Annotated in this window: 14 protein-coding genes and 1 pseudogene; 6 read left to right on the top strand and 9 right to left on the bottom strand. The window is 58.5% G+C overall.

Annotated features, from left to right (window positions below; all coding sequences use genetic code 11):
- Positions 1 to 10: 10 nt before the first annotated feature.
- The 3 genes and pseudogenes from KZX66_RS09300 to brxL form a co-directional block, all read left to right on the top strand.
- The gene (locus tag KZX66_RS09300; RefSeq protein WP_248078628.1) at positions 11 to 1,168 is read left to right on the top strand and encodes a glutathionylspermidine synthase family protein; all 1,158 of its coding nucleotides are present in this window, start codon (positions 11 to 13) and stop codon (positions 1,166 to 1,168) included.
- Between the two features lie 332 nt (positions 1,169 to 1,500).
- A complete protein-coding gene (locus tag KZX66_RS09295) occupies positions 1,501 to 1,737 on the top strand; it encodes a hypothetical protein (protein WP_248078627.1) in 237 nt (78 codons plus the stop codon).
- A gap of 431 nt (positions 1,738 to 2,168) precedes the next feature.
- Positions 2,169 to 4,082 (top strand): annotated as a pseudogene (gene brxL, locus KZX66_RS09290) (BREX system Lon protease-like protein BrxL); the annotation flags it as partial.
- A gap of 397 nt (positions 4,083 to 4,479) precedes the next feature.
- Here brxL and KZX66_RS09285 read toward each other — a convergent pair.
- From KZX66_RS09285 to KZX66_RS09245, 9 genes are all read right to left on the bottom strand, one after another.
- Positions 4,480 to 5,256, bottom strand: a complete 777-nt coding sequence (locus KZX66_RS09285) for a S24 family peptidase (RefSeq protein WP_248078626.1) — start codon at positions 5,254 to 5,256, stop codon at positions 4,480 to 4,482.
- 213 nt (positions 5,257 to 5,469) lie between these two features.
- The gene (gene ppa / locus KZX66_RS09280; RefSeq protein ID WP_248078624.1) at positions 5,470 to 5,997 is read right to left on the bottom strand and encodes an inorganic diphosphatase; all 528 of its coding nucleotides are present in this window, start codon (positions 5,995 to 5,997) and stop codon (positions 5,470 to 5,472) included.
- 108 nt (positions 5,998 to 6,105) lie between these two features.
- Positions 6,106 to 6,921 carry a M90 family metallopeptidase gene (locus KZX66_RS09275; protein WP_248078621.1) on the bottom strand — a complete coding sequence of 272 codons (816 nt, stop codon included), beginning with the start codon at positions 6,919 to 6,921 and terminating at the stop codon, positions 6,106 to 6,108.
- A 6-nt stretch (positions 6,922 to 6,927) separates the two neighbouring features.
- The gene (locus KZX66_RS09270; RefSeq protein WP_248078618.1) at positions 6,928 to 7,584 is read right to left on the bottom strand and encodes a DedA family protein; all 657 of its coding nucleotides are present in this window, start codon (positions 7,582 to 7,584) and stop codon (positions 6,928 to 6,930) included.
- 242 nt (positions 7,585 to 7,826) lie between these two features.
- Complete coding sequence (locus KZX66_RS09265) at positions 7,827 to 8,285, bottom strand: GNAT family N-acetyltransferase (RefSeq protein WP_248078615.1); 459 nt, start codon at positions 8,283 to 8,285, stop codon at positions 7,827 to 7,829.
- A 92-nt stretch (positions 8,286 to 8,377) separates the two neighbouring features.
- Positions 8,378 to 9,211, bottom strand: coding sequence for an ethanolamine ammonia-lyase subunit EutC (gene eutC / locus KZX66_RS09260; RefSeq protein WP_248078613.1), 834 nt, complete (start codon positions 9,209 to 9,211; stop codon positions 8,378 to 8,380).
- Positions 9,208 to 10,602 (bottom strand): ethanolamine ammonia-lyase subunit EutB, encoded by a 1,395-nt coding sequence (locus tag KZX66_RS09255; protein ID WP_248078610.1) that lies wholly within the window; start codon positions 10,600 to 10,602, stop codon positions 9,208 to 9,210. The genes eutC and KZX66_RS09255 overlap by 4 nt, the downstream gene beginning before the upstream one ends.
- A gap of 53 nt (positions 10,603 to 10,655) precedes the next feature.
- Positions 10,656 to 12,089 carry an ethanolamine permease gene (gene eat / locus KZX66_RS09250; RefSeq protein ID WP_248078607.1) on the bottom strand — a complete coding sequence of 478 codons (1,434 nt, stop codon included), beginning with the start codon at positions 12,087 to 12,089 and terminating at the stop codon, positions 10,656 to 10,658.
- 142 nt (positions 12,090 to 12,231) lie between these two features.
- A complete protein-coding gene (locus KZX66_RS09245; protein ID WP_248078604.1) occupies positions 12,232 to 13,752 on the bottom strand; it encodes an aldehyde dehydrogenase family protein in 1,521 nt (506 codons plus the stop codon).
- A 271-nt stretch (positions 13,753 to 14,023) separates the two neighbouring features.
- Here KZX66_RS09245 and KZX66_RS09240 point away from each other — a divergent pair, with 271 nt between their 5' ends.
- The 3 genes from KZX66_RS09240 (at position 14,024) to KZX66_RS09230 (ending at position 20,378) form a co-directional block, all read left to right on the top strand.
- On the top strand, positions 14,024 to 15,919 hold the full coding sequence (locus KZX66_RS09240; RefSeq protein ID WP_248078600.1) for a sigma-54-dependent Fis family transcriptional regulator: 1,896 nt from the start codon (positions 14,024 to 14,026) through the stop codon (positions 15,917 to 15,919).
- A gap of 132 nt (positions 15,920 to 16,051) precedes the next feature.
- Positions 16,052 to 17,254 carry a DUF3659 domain-containing protein gene (locus tag KZX66_RS09235; protein WP_248078598.1) on the top strand — a complete coding sequence of 401 codons (1,203 nt, stop codon included), beginning with the start codon at positions 16,052 to 16,054 and terminating at the stop codon, positions 17,252 to 17,254.
- A 169-nt stretch (positions 17,255 to 17,423) separates the two neighbouring features.
- Positions 17,424 to 20,378, top strand: a complete 2,955-nt coding sequence (locus KZX66_RS09230; RefSeq protein WP_248078595.1) for a hypothetical protein — start codon at positions 17,424 to 17,426, stop codon at positions 20,376 to 20,378.
- Positions 20,379 to 20,386 lie beyond the last annotated feature (8 nt).

Below are 20,386 nucleotides of genomic sequence, written 5' to 3'. Positions count from 1 at the left end.
ACGGCGGGCCATGAAGAAGATCCACTGTGCAGAGCGTCATGACTGGAAACAGACAGCCGACAGCCTCGGTTTCCTGTTCCACACCATCGACGGCGAACCCTATTGGGACGAGCGCGCGTACTACCAGTTCACGCTCAAGCAAATCGAGCACGACCTCGAAGACCCGACCACCGAGATCCATGACATGTGCATGGACCTCGTCGCCCGCGTGGTCCAGAGCGAAGAACTGCTCAAGCGCCTGAGCATTCCTGCGCCCTTCTTCGACATGATCCGCACCTCATGGCTCGAAGGCCATCCGCATCTGTACGGGCGCATGGACTTTTCCTACAACGGCACCGGCCCCGCCAAGTTGCTCGAACTCAACTACGACACCCCGACCAGCCTCTACGAGGCCGCGGCGTTTCAATGGGGCTGGCTGGAGCAATGCATCGAGCGGGGGTTGCTGCCCAAGCATGCCGACCAGTTCAACAGCATCGACACCAAACTGCACCAGGCCTTTGCCCAATTGCAGGTCAACCAGCCGTTCTACTTTGCCTCGATGAAAGGCTCGACCGAAGACAAAGGCACCACCGACTACCTGCGCCTGGTCGCGGAAAAAGTCGGCATCGAGTCGCGCCACATCGACATCGAAGACATTGGCCTGACCGGCGAAGGCCGATTCGTTGATCTGGAGGATCGCTGGATCCCGCACCTGTTCAAACTGCACGCCTGGGAATTCATCTTCCACGAACCCTTTGGCAGCGCCATTGCAGAAAGCGACACCCAGTTTTTCGAGCCGGCCTGGAAATCCATCCTCTCCAACAAAGGCATCCTGCCGCTGCTGTGGGAGTTCAACAAAGACCACCCCAACCTGCTCGCCGCCCACCTGGACACCGAACCGGACAAAGCGGTGCCCAAGGGCTGGGTGCGCAAGCCATTCTTCTCAAGGGAAGGCGCCAACATCGAACTGCAAACCGCCGACGGCCTGGTGGTGAAAGAGGACGGGCCCTACACGGATGCGCCGTTTATCCTTCAGGAGTTCGCACCGCTGCCGCGCTTTGGAGACAGTTACACGTTGATCGGCTCTTGGGTGATTGGCGATCAGGCGGCGGGGATTGGCGTGCGCGAGGACAACAGTTTGATTACCAAAGACTCGAGCCGGTTTTTGCCGCATTTGATATTGGATTGAGACCCCAGCTCAAAGGGCCAGCAGGGCTGATCTCTTTCATTTGCAGGACGTTTCCGAGAGAATCCCAACCGCATTGCGCCAGCGGGAATGGGTGACTAGGCTGCGGATCGTCACTGGTTATTCAGTGATCGGGTTTAGTCGCCCGGATTCGATTGGCGCATAAGCAACTCATTAGTCAGGCAACGCTTTGCCTGCATCTTATGGTGGCTGTGCGCAGGGCACCTCCGGGTGCGCCGGGTTTCCAATCGACCGGTCGACTAACCTGCGTACAGCTGCCGCCTTTTGTTTAGTCGCGGAAGTGGCAGCTCCAAATTATCGATTGGAGTTTTGCTATGGATAACGTTGTTTCGAATTCGCCCGCATCGCCTGCAACCCACCCCTTTACTGTCAATGAAGAACTGAGCTTTGAAGATGCCTGGGTGCGTGTGGCTGAGTTGCTGCAGTGTGCGGTAGCGACGTCTCAGGTGATTGGGGAGCCGCTGGCTGCGCCGCAGAGAGCGGTGATGCATTTGGTGGAGATGGCGAAGATGGTGGCGGACCGGGCTGTGGAGTGTTTGCAGCCCGCGTAACGCGGCTGGGAGAAGAGCAGGGTCTCGCAGCCTGCTTTTGATTGCTCAATAGTCCAACAGGTGTTGGACTATTGAGTCACGGTATTTATCAGGCATTAAAAAGCCGGCTTGTGGGCGGCGTTATTTTCGAGTTTCTACCTTGTTTTGTCGGTTCTTATGGCTTGAAAGATTTATGTCCCCCCATTTGTCCCCCCACTTCGAGGTTTCGTCCAGACTGAGGGGACCATATTTTTGCAAAATTGTAGCCTAAGCGGTCCTGTGATGCCTTCGGCTCTTAGCTACCCGCTGCTGAGGCTTGCCAAAGGAAGCTTGGCGACACAGCATTTTGTCAGTCAATCCTGATAAGCAGCTTTAACCTTATTAAAACCGACAAAAACGGCTAATATCAGCAGATTTTTTACCGGCAGATTTAGCTATGACTGATCGTTGGCAAGGAGATCCTGCGCAAGCACTATGTCCACCGAAACGAAGCAGGGCTGGTACGCTCGACCATCAAGGAGAAGGGGCGGCACAAGGTTATCGACCGTATTAGCGTCTCATTAAACGACAAGGATGACGTGTACGAGGCTGAGTTCGCCAACCTGGGCATCAAGAAGGTGCTGATCGACTCCAACACCGTCAAGGCCCACCAGAAGCTGCTGGTGGGTGGTGTTTGGTGCATTGCGGATGTGGAGTATGAATACACCGAGGACAAGTCTGCCTCACCTTGGATTCTGGCCTCGCTAAAGCCAATTCAGATTTCCCGCTTTGATTTCGACGGCTATCTGGAGGCACGTAAGCAGTTCACCACTGATGAGTGGATTGACCTGCTGATCCAGAGTGTGGGTTTCAATCCGCAGATGTTCGGCAAGCGCAATAAGCTCGCTCAGCTTATCCGCCTTATCCCGTTCTGCGAGCGCAATTACAACCTGATAGAACTGGGCCCGAAGGGCACTGGCAAGTCGCACGTTTATTCCGAGTTTTCACCCCACGGTATTCTTATCTCCGGTGGCGAAGTTACAGTTCCCAAGCTGTTCGTCCATAACGGTACGGGTAAGCTCGGCCTGGTGGGTTACTGGGATGTAGTGGCTTTCGATGAGTTCGCCGGCAAGCAAAAGCGAGTGGACAAGTCGCTGGTGGACATCATGAAGAACTACATGGCCAACAAGTCGTTCTCACGGGGAGTGGAAACCTTGGGAGCAGAGGCCAGCATGGTGTTCGTGGGTAATACCGATCACACCGTGCCGTACATGCTTAAGCACACGGACCTGTTCGACCCGCTGCCGGAAAAGTTCCACGACTCAGCCTTTCTCGACCGCATTCACAGCTACATTCCCGGATGGGAAGTGGATGTCATCCGTGGCGAGATGTTCTCCAGTGGTTACGGCTTCGTGGTGGACTACCTGGCCGAGATCCTGCGCTCGCTTCGTAGCCATGACTACTCAGATCGCTACAAGGGACAGTTCACGCTATCCGACGAGATATCGACGCGCGACCGCGATGGCATCAATAAAACCTTTTCTGGTTTGATGAAGATCCTGTACCCGCATGGCGAGGCGACAGCCGCCGAAGTGGAAGACGTATTGCGCACTGCAATTGAAGGGCGGAAGCGGGTGAAGGATCAATTACTGCGGATTGACGCTACTTACCCGACAGTACGTTTTGCTTACCTGAAGCCCGGCGGCCAAGAGCGCCTGGTAAGCACGCTTGAAGAGGATGAGTATCCCAATCAGTACCATCGTCGGACCGCGACTGAAGTTTCTACTGCAGACTTATCTCAGGCTGACGGTGTGTCGCATACCGAGGTAGCTCCGGCTACTCAAGTGCCACCCTCGAGCAATCAGGTACCTGTTAAGTCGGTGTTGAAAGAGCAGCATTTGGTCTTCCACGAAAATCAGCGTGGACTTAGTTTTGACAAGTTGTTTGGCCCCTATCTGGTAAGCGCCAAGCGCATCATCATCACAGATCCCTATCTTCGTATGTTCCACCAGTTGCGCAACTTGATGGAGCTGCTGGAAACAGTCAGCAAGCTTCAAGGCGCTGGAGACGAGGTGGCTGTGCATGTAGTGACTGTTGAAGATGAGTTCAATGGCGAACGACAGACCGAAAGCCTGCAAAAAATTGCAGAGGCCTGCGCAAGCGTGGGTATTCAGTTTACGTGGGCTTACGACACCAGCGGCGCCAAACATGACCGTGACATCACAACCGACACAGGCTGGAAAATCGTGCTTGGCCGAGGCTTGGATGTATTTCAACGCTTTGAGTTGAATGATGCTTTTAGCTTTGCCAACAGGCTTCAACAGCACCGGCAGTGCAAGGAATTCAGCGTGACCTTTGTGCGCGTTGATCCGACAGCTTGCTCGTAGCTGTCCGGTCAAGTCATCTGCGTATCAAGGGCGATGGTGTCCGCTTATTTAAGCGAACGCGATCACCCTTATCACCAGGATTTCCCTGCGCCAAATGGCGTTGAACACCATCGGACAGGAGAATGCCTGAAACCCCCGCAATAGCTAAGCTATCAGGAAGATTCTTGGATGGGATAGGATTATTTCGGACAATTAAAAAGCCGGCTTGTGGCCGGCTTCTCGGGGACTGCCTCAGCTTGTTTTTGACAAACCTCACCAGCCTTCAAATCGCTCAGCCCACATTGCGTCGGGCTGAATAGTAAGGGCATCCGCGGGAACTCCTCCGCATCGCCGAGCAGGGTGGATTGCGCAAAGCCACCCCCTGCCAAATGTGCGGCGCATGATACCCACATTCACCTCAGTTGCCCACCTCCGGATCCGATTTAGAGCCTTCCCAGCCCAAAAGGTGGTCATCCAGTGGCACCGGTGGCCGACGGTTGTTGAGGGTGGACCACCAGAACACCCAGCCGACGATTGTGAAGTTTTGTTCGAAGCGTTCCTCGTGGTTCAGGTATTCATCGGGATGCTCGCCGGCGTTGTGACTGCGCATGCGCAGGCCGCCGCCAGGGCGGTTGTAGAGGTATTTGATGCGCAGCATGCCGTCGTGTTCGACGGCGTAGATTTCGCCGTCGATGATTTGGGTGCGGCCTTTGTCGATGGCGAGGGTGGCGCCTTGTTGGATGATGTCGATCATGCTGTTGTCGACCATGTACGCGCCCAGCGCGCGGTCGGGGTTGACGTTGAGGGCGTCGAGGGTGTGCACGGAGACGCGGATGCGTTCGGTTGAGGTGAAGGTGGGGTGGAGGGGGATCTCCACGTCGAGTGGTTCCGGAGGGCAGGCGGGGCCTGTGATGTATTTTCCGATTGATTCGCGGGCGATGGGCAGTCCTTTGCGTGTGTCCGGGCCTTCCAGCAGAAAGTTGGCCGGTGGGTGTTTGGGGCCTTCGCCGGTGCGCAGCCAACGGCTGGAGACGCAGAGCAGTTCTGCGAACTCGTTGAGTCGGCCCATGGGCACGCCGCGTTTGAACCAGTTGTTCACGTGTTGAGGCGTGACACCACGGTTTTTGGCGAAGTCGGAGGCGGAAAGATGCACTTCCCGTAATAGCGCTTTTAAACGATCACCTGATGTATTCATAAACGCAGAGTTTACTGGCCAAGAAAACCAATCAAATAAACCATGCGTTGAATTGCGCGTGTAGGCTTTTGCTTAGTTGTGGCCTGATCTTTCAGTTATAACTCTTAGTTCAACGATGTGTATCAAGCGTTGAACTTGGCGTTTACGTTCTTCCATAAAAAAGCCCCGAATACTCGGGGCTTTTTCAATTGCCGGGGCAATGGGGAGCAGGTATCAGCCTTTGTAGGCAGCGACCGACTTCATGATCTCGGCGCGGGCGGCGTCTGCGTTGCCCCAACCGTCGATCTTCACCCATTTGCCTTTTTCGAGGTCTTTGTAGTTCTCGAAGAAGTGTTTGATCTGTTCCAGCAGCAGTGGCGGCAGGTCGGTGTATTCCTTAACGTCCACGTACAACTGGGACAGCTTGTCGTGTGGCACCGCGATCACTTTGGCGTCGCCGCCGCCGTCGTCGGTCATGTTCAGGATGCCGACCGGGCGCGCGCGGATGACCGAGCCTGGGTTAACCGGGTAAGGGGTTACAACCAGCACGTCGAGGGGGTCACCGTCGTCAGCCAGGGTGTTAGGGATGAAGCCGTAGTTGGCCGGGTAAAACATCGGGGTGGCCATGAAACGGTCAACGAACAGGCAGTCGCTGTCTTTGTCGATTTCGTATTTGATCGGCGCGTGGTTGGCCGGAATCTCGATGGCGACGTAGATGTCGTTCGGCAGGTCTTTGCCAGCCGGAATCTTGCTGTAGCTCATTGGGCGTTGCCCCCGTAGTTGGCCATATGACATGGCCGGATTGGCCTAAAAGTGGCGGCGATTATAGGCATATTCTGACGACGATGCCATGCGCCAGACGTCGTACAGTCATTCGTCCTGTGGCTGATAGCGCAGGTCGTGCGCTTGCAGTTGGGCCAGGCGGGCCAGGGGATCCTGGCGATAAAAGCGGCTGAGCTGGGCGTACACCTGTGGATAATGCGTGATCAGCAAATCCGGGGCACTGAAAAAATATTCGCTGGTGACGGCGAAGAATTCCGCGGGGTTTTCCGCCGCGTAGGGGTCTATTTCGGTCTCGGCATCCGGGTCGGTGTCCAGTTGACGGTTGAGGTCATCGAACGCGCTTTGCATCACGCTGGCCCATTCCTGCACGCGCATGTCGTTGTGCAGCGGCGGCAGGCCGTTGGCGTCGCCGTTGAGCATGTCGAGCTTGTGCGCCAGTTCGTGGATCACCAGGTTGTAGCCGTCCCACTGGCCGCTGGCGAGCACGCCGGGCCAAGCCAGAATGACCGGGCCTTGCTGCCAGGCTTCGCCGCTGTGTTCGCCGTCCCACTCGTGCTCCACGCCGCTGGCATCGCGATGACGCTGGGGGCTGAGGAAGTCGTCGGGGTACAGCACGATTTCGTGGAAGCCCTGGTACCAGTCAAGGTCGCCCAGGTTCATCAGCGGCAGCTGTGCCTGGGCCGCGAGCAGCAGGCGTTGTTCGTGATGCAGGTCGACGCCGGGCAGGGCGGTGAGGTGTTTTTCGGCGAGGAATATCGCGCAGGCTTCGCGCAGCCACTGGTCTTGCTCGGCGCTGATGCCGTCGAGGAAGGTCAGGTGGTGGCGCACCCGTTGCCAGGTGTCATCGGCAATCGGGTGCTTGGCCAGCAGGCGCCGGCGACGCCAGGCGCTGAGGGACCACATCGTCGGTTACTGCGACTTGGCTTCGGAGGTGGAGCGGCCAAATCGGCTGCGGAATACACCAATAATCATCGGCACCAGGGACAGCAGGATGATGAACACCACCAGCAGCGACAGGTTTTTCTTGATAAACGGTACGTTGCCGAAGAAGTAGCCCAGGGTCACCAGGCCACCGACCCAGAGGATGGTGCCCAGCACGCTGAACCCGAAGAAGCGCGGGTAGGGCATCTTCGCGATGCCGGCGACGAACGGCGCAAAGGTGCGCAGGATCGGCAGGAAGCGCGCCAGGGTCACGGTTTTGCCGCCGTGCTTGTCGTAGAAATCGTGGGTTTTTTGCAGGTAGTCGCGACGGAAGATTTTCGAGTTCGGGTTGCTGAACAGGCGTTCTCCGGCGGTTCGTCCGATCACGTAGTTGGTGCTGTCGCCAAGGATGGCCGCCAACATCAACAGGCCTGCCAGCAGCACCGGGTCCATGCCACCGCCCGCCGCCACCGCGCCGGCGATAAACAGCAAGGAATCACCCGGCAGGAACGGCATGACCACAAGGCCGGTTTCGCAAAAGATGACGAGGAACAGAATGGCGTAGATCCACGGACCGTAGTTGGTTACCAGCAGGTCGAGGTAAACGTCGAGATGCAGGATAAGGTCGAGCGGGTTGAAATCCATGGATGACACCTGTGTGAACGGCCCGGCTCAGCAGGCCTGTGCGGAAGCTCGGGTAATAAGGCTACAAGTTGTACGCCGCATTTCTTACAACCCCGAAAGGTGCGCATTATACGGATTGAGAGGTGAAAAGCGTGTCGGTTTTGTAGCGAAGGATGTCGTGGCGACTTACCCAAAAATGAGTGAATGCGACGTGGTGAGCGAGGGCGCTCGCTCACCAGTGCACGCCCGCGCGTTACGAAACGTCAGTCTTCATTGATCGGCAGCGTGTAGTTCTTGAACTCTTTGTCCTCACGAAACCCCATCGATTCATACGTCTTCTGCGCCACTTCGTTGTCACTGCTGGTGGACACGCGCAGGCGCACGGCGTTGGTTTCTTTGGCCATTTTTTTCGCGGTGCGCATCAGGTTATCCGCCACCAGTTGCCGGCGCGCGTCTTCAGCGACGTAGATGTCGTTGAGGATCCACACCCGTTTGAGCGACAGCGACGAAAAGCTGGGGTACAGCTGGCAAAAGCCAAGCAATTTCTTGTCATCATCATCGGCCAGGGCCAGGTAGATCACCGACTCCTTGCGACGCAGGCGCTTTTCCAGAAAGGCCCGCGATGAGTCGGGAAACGGCAGTGCGCCGTAGAACTCGCGGTATTTGACGAACAAGGGGGTCAACAGGTCCAGGTGTTCCAGGGTCGCTTGAGTAATCCGCATGCCAGGCCTCGACTTCCAAAGGGGGGGTGACCACACGCGCGGCCGTGACTTGATGCTGCCAAAACACGCCAAAAAGCGCAATCGTGCCGGGATCAGTCCCCGGGAGGGCTGAGCAGAAAGTTGCCCTTCATCAGGTCTGGATCGTCGGACTCGATCGTCTGTACCTGCGCCTCATCCTTGAGGTTGACCCCCGACAACTGCCGGCGACACGCCTCTCGCATCAAGTACAGCAAGCGATGGGCCGCCATGCCATAACTCAAGCCTTCCAGGCGTACATTGGAGATGCAGTTGCGGTAGGCATCGGTCAGGCCGACCTTGGGGTTGTAGGTGAAATACAGCCCCAGGCTGTCCGGCGAACTGAGCCCCGGCCGCTCGCCGATGAGGATCACCACCATTTTGGCGCCGAGCAAATGCCCGATCTCGTCCGCCACGGCGACACGGCCCTGCTCCACCAGAATCACCGGTGACAGCGACCAGCCTTCGGCGTGGGTCTGTTCCTCCATGCGCGCCAGAAACGGCAACGTATGTTTATGCACTGCCAGCGCCGACAGGCCATCGGCCACCACCACCGCGAGGTCCACGCCGCCGGGGTTGGCGGCTGCGTGGTCGCGCAGGGTCTGGGCTGATTCGTCACTCAGGCGCCGCCCCAGGTCCGGGCGTTGCAGGTAGCTGTGTCGGTCGGCGGCGGCGCTGTGCAGCAACAGGCTGTCACGCCCGCGCTCGGCCAATTGGCTGGTCAGTCCGGCATGGTCAAACGGCAGGTGCACCGCATCTCGCGCTTGGGCGTGGGCGAACTGGAAGTCCAATTGCGCGCTGGTGGGGATGCTGGTGCCGGTTCGGCCCAGGGCGATCCGCGCCGGGGTCAGGCGGCGCAGTTCCAGCCACGGGTTATCAGGCAGTTCTGGTTGCACGATCGGCTCCTTCATCCCAATTGCGCCAAGGCTTGGCGAAACGCTGGTGGCAGGCTGTTGCCGAAGCGCACTTTGCCGTCGGCTTGCGTGAAGATGCCCATTTTCGCCAGCCACTGTTCGAACTCCGGCGCCGGTTTCAGGCCCAGGGTCTGGCGGGCGTACAGGGCATCGTGGAACGAAGTGGTCTGGTAGTTGAGCATGATGTCGTCGGAGCCGGGGATGCCCATGATGAAATTGATCCCGGCCACGCCCAGCAGGGTCAGCAGGGTGTCCATGTCGTCCTGGTCGGCTTCGGCGTGGTTGGTGTAGCAGATGTCGCACCCCATCGGCACGCCAAGCAGTTTGCCGCAGAAGTGGTCTTCCAGCCCTGCGCGGATGATCTGCTTGCCGTTGTACAGGTATTCGGGGCCGATAAAGCCGACCACGGTGTTCACCAGAAACGGCTTGAAGTGCCGGGCCACGGCATAGGCGCGGGTTTCGCAGGTTTGCTGGTCGACCCCAAAGTGCGCATTGGCCGACAACGCGCTGCCCTGGCCGGTTTCGAAATACATAAGGTTCTGGCCCAGGGTGCCGCGATTGAGGCTCAAGCCCGCGTCGTAGCCTTCCTGCAGCACGCTCAGGCTGATGCCGAAACTGGCGTTGGCCGCCTCGGTGCCCGCGATCGACTGAAACACCAGGTCCAGCGGCACGCCACGGTTGATCGCCTCGATGGAAGTGGTGACGTGGGTCAGCACGCAGGCCTGGGTGGGGATGTCATAGCGCTGGATGATCGCGTCGAGCATCTCCAGCATGGCGCAGATCGAGGCAATGCTGTCGGTGGCGGGGTTGATGCCGATCATGGCGTCGCCGTTGCCGTACAGCAGGCCGTCGAGAATGCTCGCGGCGATGCCGGCCGGTTCATCGGTGGGGTGGTTGGGTTGCAGACGTGTGGACAGCCGTCCGCGCAGGCCCATGGTGCCGCGAAACTGGGTGACCACGCGGATCTTCTGCGCCACCAGCACCAAATCCTGCACGCGCATGATCTTGGAGACGGCCGCGGCCATTTCCGGCGTCAGCCCCGGCGCCAACGCGCGTAGGGCCTGTTCGTCAGCCGCATCGCTGAGCAGCCAGTCGCGCAGGCCGCCCACGGTGAGGTGGCTGACAGCCGTAAACGCCTGTTTATCGTGGGTGTCGATGATCAGTCGGGTGACTTCGTCGCTTTCATAGGGGATCAGCACTTCTTCCAGGAAGTGCTTGAGCGGGATATTCGCCAGCGCCATTTGCGCCGCCACCCGTTCGCCGTCGTTCTGTGCGGCCACGCCGGCCAGGAAGTCCCCGGAACGCGCGGGGCTGGCTTTGGCCATCACGTCCTTGAGGCTGTCGAAACGGTAGGTGAGTGCGCCCACCGCGTGAGAAAAGCTTGCCATACAGTGTCTCCTTGACGACGCGGACGAGGTGCCCGCGTCGAGGTTTACGGCAGTCAGTGCAAGGCGGCCTCTGCGGCCTGGATCGCCGCGAATTCTTCTTCGGGCGTGCCTGCTACCAAGTGATGCCGGCTGTAGAAAGCAAAGTAAGCAATTAATACTCCATAGATGATCGCGGCGCCAATCACCACCCGTGGATCTACCAGAAACCCCGCCACTACGGCCACGCAGGCCAGTACCAGCGCAACCCCGGACGTGAAGATGCCCCCCGGTGTGCGGTAAGGACGTTCCATTTTGGGGCGACGGATGCGCAGGGTGATGTGCGCAGCCATCATCAACACATAGGAAATGGTCGCGCCGAACACCGCCACCAGGATCAGCAAATCGCCCTGGCCGGTCAGCGACAGGCCAAAACCGATGATGCCGGGGATGACCAGCGCCAGTACCGGGGCCTTGCTCTTATTGGTTTCGGACAGCTTGCGCGGCAGGTAGCCAGCGCGGGATAACGCGAAGATCTGCCGCGAATAGGCATAGATAATCGAGAAAAAGCTGGCGATCAGTCCCGCAAGGCCCACCAGGTTGACGAAGCTGCCCATCCAGGTTGAGCCGCCGTAGGACAACGCCAGCGCTTCAACCAGCGGGTTGCCGGATTTGATCAGCGCATAGGTGCCCGCGCCGCCCGGCGCAATCACCAGAATCAACAGGGCAAAGCTGGTCAGCACCACAATGGCGCCGATTAAGCCGCGAGGCAGGTCGCGCTTGGGGTTTTTGGTTTCTTCGGCGGCCAGTGGCACGCCTTCGACCGCCAGGAAGAACCAGATGGCGTAGGGAATCGCCGCCCACACGCCGACGTAGCCGAAGGGCAGGAAGGTGCTGGCGCCCTTGGCCTCGGTGACGGGAATGTCCAGCAGGTTGGCGACGTTGAAGTGCGGCACCATGGCCACCAGGAACACGCCCAGCGCAATCGCGGCGATGGCGGTGATCACAAACATCAGCTTCAGGGCTTCACCGACGCCAAAGATGTGAATGCCGATAAAGATGATGTAGAACGCCAGATAAATCATCCAGCCGCCGATGCCGAACAACGACTCGCAATAGGCGCCGATAAACACCGCGATGGCGGCGGGGGCGATGGCGTATTCGATGAGGATGGCGGTGCCGGTGAGGAACCCGCCCCAAGGCCCGAAGGCGCTGCGGGCAAAACCGTAGCCCCCACCTGCGGTAGGAATCATGGAAGACAGTTCGGCCAGGGAAAAACACATGCACAGGTACATGGTGGCCATCAGCAGCGTGGCGAGGAACATGCCACCCCAGCCGCCTTGGGCCAGGCCGAAGTTCCAACCGGCGTAGTCGCCGGAGATGACGTAGGCAACACCGAGGCCGACTAACAGCACCCAGCCGGCGGCGCCTTTTTTCAGTTCGCGTTGTTGGAAGTAGTCGGTGCCGACTTTTTCGAAGTCGACAGAGGACCCATTGGGTTCGCTAGGCATAAGAAAGTACCTTTCATTGTTATTGTTTTTAACTCGGCCTCTGTGTGCCGGGTGCACGGTGCAAGTACTTATGAAGATCCAGGGGAAACAAGCCCCCCTCCCACCTTGTTAGTTAGCCTTCAATTGTGGGAGGGGGTGTCTGTTAGAAGAAGCCCAACGGATTAATGTCGTAGCTCACCAGCAAGTTCTTGGTCTGCTGGTAGTGGTCCAACATCATTTTGTGGGTCTCACGGCCCACGCCGGACTTCTTGTAACCACCAAACGCGGCATGCGCCGGGTACAGGTGGTAGCAGTTGGTCCATACGCGGCCCGCTTTGATCGCCCGGCCCATGCGGTAGGCGCGGTTGATGTCGCGGGTCCACACGCCGGCGCCCAGGCCGAACTCGGTGTCGTTGGCAATCGCCAGGGCTTCGGCTTCGTCCTTGAACGTGGTGATGCTCACCACCGGGCCGAAGATCTCTTCCTGGAACACGCGCATTTCGTTGGTGCCCTTGAGCAGGGTTGGCTGGATGTAATAACCGCCCGCCATGTCGCCGGTGAGTTTTTCCACTTTGCCGCCGGTGAGCAGTTGCGCGCCTTCGCCCTTGGCGATTTCCAGGTAGGACAGGATCTTGTCGAACTGTTGCTCGGAGGCTTGGGCGCCGACCATGGTGTCAGTGTCCAGCGGGTCGCCGCGTTTGATCTGCTCGACCTTTTTCATCACCACTTTCATGAACTCGTCGTAGATCGACTCTTCCACCAGCGCGCGGGATGGGCAGGTGCACACCTCGCCCTGGTTGAAGAACGCCAGCACCAGGCCTTCGGCGGCTTTCTCGATGAACGACGGTTCGGCTTTCATGATGTCGGCGAAGAAGATGTTCGGCGATTTGCCGCCCAACTCAACGGTGGACGGAATAATGTTCTCGGCCGCCGCGTGCATGATGTGCGAGCCCACCGGCGTGGAGCCGGTGAACGCGATCTTGGCGATACGTTTGCTGGTGGCCAGGGCTTCGCCGGCTTCGCGGCCGAAACCGTGCACCACGTTCAGCACGCCTGGCGGCAGGAGGTCGCCGATCACTTCCATCAGCACGTTGATGCCCAGCGGCGTCTGCTCGGCCGGTTTGAGCACGATGCAGTTACCGGCGGCCAGGGCCGGGGCGAGTTTCCACGCGGCCATCAGCAGCGGGAAGTTCCACGGGATGATCTGGCCAACCACGCCCAGCGGCTCGTGGAAGTGGTAGGACGCAGTGTGTTCGTTGATCTCGGCGCTGGTGCCTTCCTGGGCGCGGATGCAGCCGGCGAAGTAGCGGAAGTGGTCGGCGGCCAGCGGGATGTCGGCGTTGAGGGTTTCACGCACGGCTTTGCCGTTGTCCCAGGTTTCGGTGATGGCCAGCAGTTCGAGGTTCTGTTCGATGCGGTCGGCGATTTTCAGCAGCACCAGCGAACGGTCCTGCGCCGAGGTCTTGCCCCAGGCGTCAGCGGCGGCGTGGGCGGCGTCCAGCGCCTTGTCGATGTCTTTGGCAGTGGAGCGCGGGAATTCAGCGATAGGCTTGCCGTTGACCGGCGAGGTGTTGGTGAAATAGTTGCCATCGACCGGCGCAACGAATTCGCCACCAATGTAGTTGCCGTACTTGGCCTTGAACGAAACGATCGCGCCTTCAGTACCGGGGTGTGCGTAACGCATGGTGGGTATCTCCTGGCTTTTATGTTTATTGGAGTGCAGCGCTCAAGCGCTTGATAAAGCGTAGAGCAAAGGTCGGGCCAGTGCTTCGGGGCCAGATAAAACAAGGGGTTGGGGTTTGCTGCGCGGCGTTGCTGTCACCCATGCGATACACGGCGGGTGACAGTTTGTGCCATAAACGGTACAGCTTGTGACTGGCGGGTCGGCGCGGGATTGCATCTGTTGCAGGGCTGGGGGATGCTGGACGTTCTCACGCAGGGAGAATAATAAGAACATGCACAACGATCATTTCAGTCGCCATGCCCAGCAGGTATTGACTGTCGCCCGTGGGCAAGACCTGCCCCAAGGCCCCGGCAGCGACCCGTCCATCGCCCGTTCCTGGCTTCGCTGCCTTGAGGACTACCACCTCGACCCTGCACAGACCCTTGCGCCCACCGTGCTCGAGCACGGTCGCCTGCTCGAAAGCCGCGAGCGTCTGCAGCAAGTGCTGCACATCGCCGGCAGCGAAATGAACAGCTTGCACCAACAACTCTCCGGCGCCGGCCACGCGGTGCTGCTGACCGATGCGCGCGGAGTGATCCTCAACTGTGTCACCGCGCCGTCCGAGCGCAAGATTTTCGAGCGCGCCGGGCTGTGGCTCGGTGCCGATTGGAGCGAAGCCTGCGAAGGCACCAATGGCATCGGCACCTGCCTTGTGGAGCGCCAGTCCCTGACGATTCATCGCGACGAACACTTCCGTGGCCGGCACACCGGGTTGACCTGCTCGGCCAGCCCGGTGTTCGACCCCCATGGCGACCTGCTGGCGGTGCTGGATGTGTCTTCGGCGCGCGAAGCGGTGTCGCGCCAGAGCCAGTTCCACACTATGGCGCTGGTGAATCTGTCGGCGAAGATGATCGAGAGCTGTTACTTCCTGCGCCATTTTGAAAACCACTGGCTGCTGCGTTTCCATTTGCAGGCTGAGTCGGTGGGGCTGTTCAGCGAAGGGTTGCTGGCATTTGACGGTGAAGGGCGCATCTGTGCGCTCAACCAGAGTGCGCTGAATCTGCTCGGGCAGATGCGCGGCGGTCTGCTGGGCCAGCCGGTGGAGGCCTTGTTCGAGTGTTCCCTGGACCAATTGCTCGGTCGCGCCAGCGCCAATGCCACCGCCAGTTGGCCGTTGCGCACGCGCGATGGTCGGCATCTGTTCGCGGCATTGCGCGCTCAGGCGCGCAGCGTGCCGGCAGCGCTGACCAAAACGCCGGAAGCGCCTCGCCTGCCTGGAATCTGCCTGGGCGATCCCGCCTTGCAAAGTGATTTTCGCAAGGCGCTGCGGGTGTTTGAGCGTGATGTGCCGCTGTTGATCAACGGCGAAACGGGCACCGGTAAAGAGGCGTTTGCCAAGGCGGTCCACCAGGCGAGCCCGCGGGCCGACAAAGCGTTTATCGCACTCAACTGCGCCGCCATCCCCGAAAGCCTGATCGAAAGCGAACTGTTCGGCTATCGCGGCGGCAGCTTCACCGGCGCACGCAAGGAAGGCATGCAGGGCAAGTTGCAGCAGGCCGACGGTGGCACGCTGTTCCTGGACGAGATCGGTGATATGCCGTTGGCGCTGCAAACCCGGCTGTTGAGGGTCCTGGAGGATCGTCTGGTGGTGCCCATCGGCGGCGAGCCCCAGGCGGTGAATGTCAGGATTATCAGCGCGACCCATCGGAATCTGCTTGATCGGGTGCACAGCGGCAGCTTCCGAGAAGATTTGTACTATCGGCTTAATGGCCTGGAGATCGCGTTGCCGGCGCTGCGGTTGCGCAGTGACAAGTCGCAACTGCTGGATTTTCTGTTGTCCCAAGAGGCGGGCGGGCAAGCCGTCACCATGGAGCCTGCGGCGCGTGAGGCCTTACTGGGGTATGCATGGCCGGGCAATATCCGCCAATTGCGCACGGTATTGCGCACGTTGGTCGCGCTGACGGATGACCTGCTTATCCGGTTGCAGGACCTGCCGGCAATGTTATCCCCTGTCTCGGCTGAAAGAAGCGCAGAACTGCCGCTTGAAGAGGCCGAATCCAAGGCACTGCTCGCGATGCTGGAGTCACGCCACTGGCAGATGACACACACCGCACAGGCGCTGGGTATCAGCCGAAATACGCTTTATCGGAAGCTGCGCAAATATGGCATAAAACGTCAGGCTATTTAGTTCCTTGAAAGGTGCGGGTAGTTGATCAACTTATGAGATTTGCCCTAAGGAACTGTTTTGTCATTGCTGCCACATAATAGACAGAGGCGTTAACGCTTCGTACCGAAGTTGTATATCTATTGTGCGTGGGTGATGAATATGCCGAGTATTTCGAAAACTCCTTTTGGTTTGGGTTTTGTTAATAAGAAGCCGCCAAGCCCGAGTGTCGGAGGGAGTAAGGTTCCGTCGACTGCTCCAGTGGGGAGCTATTTCAAGAATGGCCATTTGTTCAATAAGCAAGGCCAACGTATCAATGCCGCAGGGCAGCGTGTCGACAGTAGCGGCCGAGCGATAAATGATAAGGGACGGCTTATCAATGACAAAGGGCAATTGATCAATGCCCAGGGCAAGCTGATCAACGACAAGGGTCACCTGATCGATAATCAGGGCCGTTTGGTAAATGGCACAGGGCGTTTGGTAAATGCCGATGGGCATTTAATTGACCGCGATGGAAAGTTGGTCAATCGAGACGGTGTGCTGGTTGATAAAGTCGGAAGGCCTCTGGATAAGGACGGTAAGATCGCCCGGGATAAAACCAGTGCGGTAAAAGGTAATAATGAAGCGCATGAACAGTTGCTTCCGCCGTCGATCACTCAACAAATGATTGATTGGAAAAACAAGATTCCGAAACCCGTCAGCCCCCCTAAAATGACCATCGCGGAAGCGACAGCCCGTATGATGGATGCGGAAAAAATGATCAAGTCAGGCGTTATTCCCTCTTCGCCATCCGCCGCCCAGGTTGCGCGCGATGCCGCGATCAGTGCGGGCATAACCGGGGTAGTCTCCGCGCCGATCAATATCGCAGCCTACGCCGGTTCCACTGCCGCCAGTGAACAGATCAAGGCGGCGTACGTGCCCCAACCCATGATTCCCCCGACCCCCAGCGCGAAGTCGTCGATAGATCGCCCGGATACCCCTCAGTCGCCTGATCTGACGCGGCTTTATCCCAGAATGAATGATGCCCAGGTCACCGCGTTCACTGTGGCCAATCAATCGATGGCGCTCAAATATGGGGATACCCAGTCGGGTTTTGTGCCTAATCAGAACTGGTCGAAAGACCCGCTTGAGCGTATGACTCAGTTGGAGGAGTTATTGGATTTCGCCGAGGAGCACACCAAGGAAGTGGCTGACGTGCGTGAGGTTTTCTTCAAGCCTCACCTTGCGAATGATCCGGCTGCCGCTGGGATGGAGGGGCTTGAAGCCCGTCTCGGCACGATAGAAAAAAGAATTAGCAAACTGAGTCAAGCGCAGGCCAACGTTTTGCAGAATCTCAGCCAGTCCACCGGCTCGGAATAAGCGCCGTCAGGAACAGCGTATTTTTAATATCGGCAGTCCAGTTGCCCGCAGGGGTGTCGTGTCTCTCGTTATCTTCGATCACACAGGGTGAGCCTGGCATCGGCGTGCCGGTGGTGGGCTCTTTTAGTGTGTCTTCCTGGTGTGCGTAATCCGTTCGAGATGTAGGAACATGCTTTCAAAAAAACCGATATTGGCGGCATTCTCCGCTCAGGCGGTCGTGGCACAGTCCGGCGCGCTGCCGAGCACCAAGAATGCCGACGAGACGCCGCGTGTTGGCACAGCCAATGCGCCTATCCCTTCACGTCACCGACGAAATGCCGGGGACTGTTCATTTACGCCCACTATTGATTACGGCGGGTTGTTAACGAAAGACGCGCCGCTGACCGAGGAGGCCAGGGTTGTATTACGACAGGTCATCAGCACTTGGAAAGGCCGCCAGCAACAGTCGGCGACCGATGACGCCAACCACGCGTCGAGCCTCGCTGAATGCTTGGTCCGCAGGCTTCCCGAGCCTAAGCGACCGTCCAAGGATGAGCCTGAGAAGATGCTCGAGGCCATCCTCAACTCCCCAGCGGCTCAGACCTTGGGCAAGTTACTTCAGGAAAGTATCAATGCGTATCCCACTGCCACCAGCATAAGGGAGGTGTTGCTCAGCGCTTTGGTCCTGGATGTGGACCCTGCCGACGGCCTGAATCGCAACGAACTCGCGGGATATGCACTACGTCAGCAGGGTAATTGGGGGTATTCCCCTGATGAAATCGTCAAGCGTTTCGAAGCCCACCTGGCCACCCGTTTCGGCGGCGCATCTGCCAAGGTCATCGCTTTTCAACTGCTGTCGGTCTCAGCTCCCGAGTTTCTGATCAAGGGCCTGCCCCCGACGATGCTGTATGGCTCGCATCAATGGGCCACCTTCAGCGCCGCCGTCGCGCGCATAGAGGCAAGGCAGGCGGGTGGCTCCGCTGACAAAACGTATCGGGAGATCATGGCGCTCGATGACAGTGAACCTGTCTCGGAGGATGAAAAGCGCGCGCAGCAGTTGGCGCAGATGACAGCCGTGATTGACTGGGCGATTGTAAATGGTGTCATCCGTGAGCAAAAAGAGGACGCCTATTCCCCGGACGATATCGAACGGGCCTTGGACGCCCTGCAGGCGCACCAGAAGACCCTGGCGGATTCAGTAACCGCATTGACCACGCCGATGCCAACCCGTCGTGAACTGGCACTCCAAGAGTTACGGCGCGTGTACGGTGCCGAAAATGAAAAGTTCTTTGAGCAGCGGCTGCTTGCCAATACCCTTCCGGGCTCGCCTGGGCGAAAGGCTTACTCGTTGCTGGATATCTACATGTCAGGCGACTTGGGTAAACATTTTTGGATATCCAGCGATCCGGACTTCACGACCGTTAACGTTAACCTGGGCTTTTCGAAACTGCCGAATATCAAAAAGCGCTTTGATGAAAAGTTCGACGCTTACCCTGAGGATCTAAAACACGCTTTCAGCGCGCAGTTCAAATATCAGCTATCGTTGCTGCCGCTCGAAGATCGTCGGTTGATCGAGTACGGCAAGGTGACGACCTTCAATGTGGTGCCGGCCTACAACAAGGAGGAGGTCAGCGGCGAGCATAAAATTCACCCCTATATAAAGAGCGGCGCAATCCTCATCCGCGCCGAACGGGAGGGCAAGGCGTGCCATTATCTTTACTCGCCAGCCCAGGGACGCATCATTAAAGATGCCGAATCCATCGACTCAGGCCTGCAGTTCCCCGGCTCGCGCCTGTCGTTTTCCATGTTGCGGTCAGACTCTCCGGGAGGCAAGGAGCCGCCGGTGAAGATGCTTTGGCAGACGGTCGGCAGTGCATCACCGAAAAAAGACCCGGTGGATTTCCTGGCTTTTACTATTTACCCCAACAAATCGCTGGAGGTCGAAAGACGTGGTGAGCATCCCGACCCACCCGCAACCCTCTCATCGCAGAAAACCGACCTGTTGGCCGGCTCCGTCAGTGCTTACTACACACGGGGTCTGAATGAGGCAAAAGCGGCGGCCAATGGCAGTACGCAACAAGAGCGCGAGGCGAAACTTACGGCGTCGGTCCGCTCATTCTTGTTGGGGTTGATCCCCTTCTACAATGCGGTCGAGAGCTTTGTTGACGGCAGGCCAGCAGAGGCTTTTTTCCATCTGGTATTGGACCTGTTCGGTTTTCTTGTCCCCGGTGTGAAAGGGGGAATACAAGGTGCAAAGCTGGGAGCCAAAGCCGGGATGGGTGCCACGCTCGGTTTTATCAAGGGGTTTGGGGCCGCAGGGCTGAAGTCCATCAACCCGCTGTCGGCGGTATTTGATGTCAGCCATGGTGTGTTTAAGCTCGGCAAGGCAGGTTTTAAAAAACTGCGTGGGCTTGACGGGCACAGTGGCGGTTTTGATATTCCTCAATTGAGTAGCAAGGACGGTATCGCTGATGGTATCTACCGACCTCTTGGCGCCAATGGTGACGCGGTGCCCGTCATCGCCGTGCAGCGCAATGGCAAGTGGTATGCCTTTGATCGCGTCACCGCGACACCCTATGGCGCCCCGTTGCGCGGGTTTGTCAGGCAGCCTCGTTCCCCCGTCGTTGGTATCGCCATCGATATCGCCACCAACGCCGTGACCTCAGTTGTCACCAGCCTGGTTCAGACAAAAATCAATGCGATCTATCAACGCCCTGATGTCCGTGTGCCCGGTATCAGCGCTGGGGATGTGCGGGTTCCGGATACTGATTCGCAGACAGAGCCTGTCGATCAGGCGCTTCGCTCTCGGTTGGAGGTCTGCACGAAGGACATGACGGCCCTCTGGATCTTGTTGAACGCATGGGTGCCGGGGCTAAAAGCCGGCGACCGCAAAGAGGCCGATAAGCCTCAGGACATGATCGACCAGTTGGACGCCGAATTGGCGACGCTGGAGGAGTACACCCGCGAGATTGCAGAGCGGTTGGAGATTTTCTTCAAGCCTTACCGGTCTGATCAACTGCAGGGGGCACGTTACACAGGGCTCGCGGGGCGAGTGGAGAGCATTGAAAAAAAGATGGCGGCCATCGGTAAAGCGCTCAGGCAAGCGCAGGCGCAACTGGAGGCAGCCACAGGGCGGCTCACCTAAAGAGTGCG

It is taken from the genome of Pseudomonas sp. EYE_354, from assembly GCF_023148575.1.
In the GTDB taxonomy this organism is placed as follows: Bacteria; Pseudomonadota; Gammaproteobacteria; order Pseudomonadales; family Pseudomonadaceae; genus Aquipseudomonas.
This window is presented reverse-complemented; position numbering and strand designations above follow the sequence as displayed.

Excerpts from the sequence above, each read along its gene's own strand:
- KZX66_RS09300 (WP_248078628.1), top strand. The coding sequence starts at position 11 with ATGAAGAAGATCCACTGTGCAGAGCGTCATGACTGGAAACAGACAGCC.
- KZX66_RS09295 (WP_248078627.1), top strand. The coding sequence starts at position 1,501 with ATGGATAACGTTGTTTCGAATTCGCCCGCATCGCCTGCAACCCACCCC.
- KZX66_RS09285 (WP_248078626.1), bottom strand. The coding sequence starts at position 5,256 with ATGAATACATCAGGTGATCGTTTAAAAGCGCTATTACGGGAAGTGCAT.
- ppa (WP_248078624.1), bottom strand. The coding sequence starts at position 5,997 with ATGAGCTACAGCAAGATTCCGGCTGGCAAAGACCTGCCGAACGACATC.
- KZX66_RS09275 (WP_248078621.1), bottom strand. The coding sequence starts at position 6,921 with ATGTGGTCCCTCAGCGCCTGGCGTCGCCGGCGCCTGCTGGCCAAGCAC.
- KZX66_RS09270 (WP_248078618.1), bottom strand. The coding sequence starts at position 7,584 with ATGGATTTCAACCCGCTCGACCTTATCCTGCATCTCGACGTTTACCTC.
- KZX66_RS09265 (WP_248078615.1), bottom strand. The coding sequence starts at position 8,285 with ATGCGGATTACTCAAGCGACCCTGGAACACCTGGACCTGTTGACCCCC.
- eutC (WP_248078613.1), bottom strand. The coding sequence starts at position 9,211 with ATGAAGGAGCCGATCGTGCAACCAGAACTGCCTGATAACCCGTGGCTG.
- KZX66_RS09255 (WP_248078610.1), bottom strand. The coding sequence starts at position 10,602 with ATGGCAAGCTTTTCTCACGCGGTGGGCGCACTCACCTACCGTTTCGAC.
- eat (WP_248078607.1), bottom strand. The coding sequence starts at position 12,089 with ATGCCTAGCGAACCCAATGGGTCCTCTGTCGACTTCGAAAAAGTCGGC.
- KZX66_RS09245 (WP_248078604.1), bottom strand. The coding sequence starts at position 13,752 with ATGCGTTACGCACACCCCGGTACTGAAGGCGCGATCGTTTCGTTCAAG.
- KZX66_RS09240 (WP_248078600.1), top strand. The coding sequence starts at position 14,024 with ATGCACAACGATCATTTCAGTCGCCATGCCCAGCAGGTATTGACTGTC.
- KZX66_RS09235 (WP_248078598.1), top strand. The coding sequence starts at position 16,052 with ATGAATATGCCGAGTATTTCGAAAACTCCTTTTGGTTTGGGTTTTGTT.
- KZX66_RS09230 (WP_248078595.1), top strand. The coding sequence starts at position 17,424 with ATGCTTTCAAAAAAACCGATATTGGCGGCATTCTCCGCTCAGGCGGTC.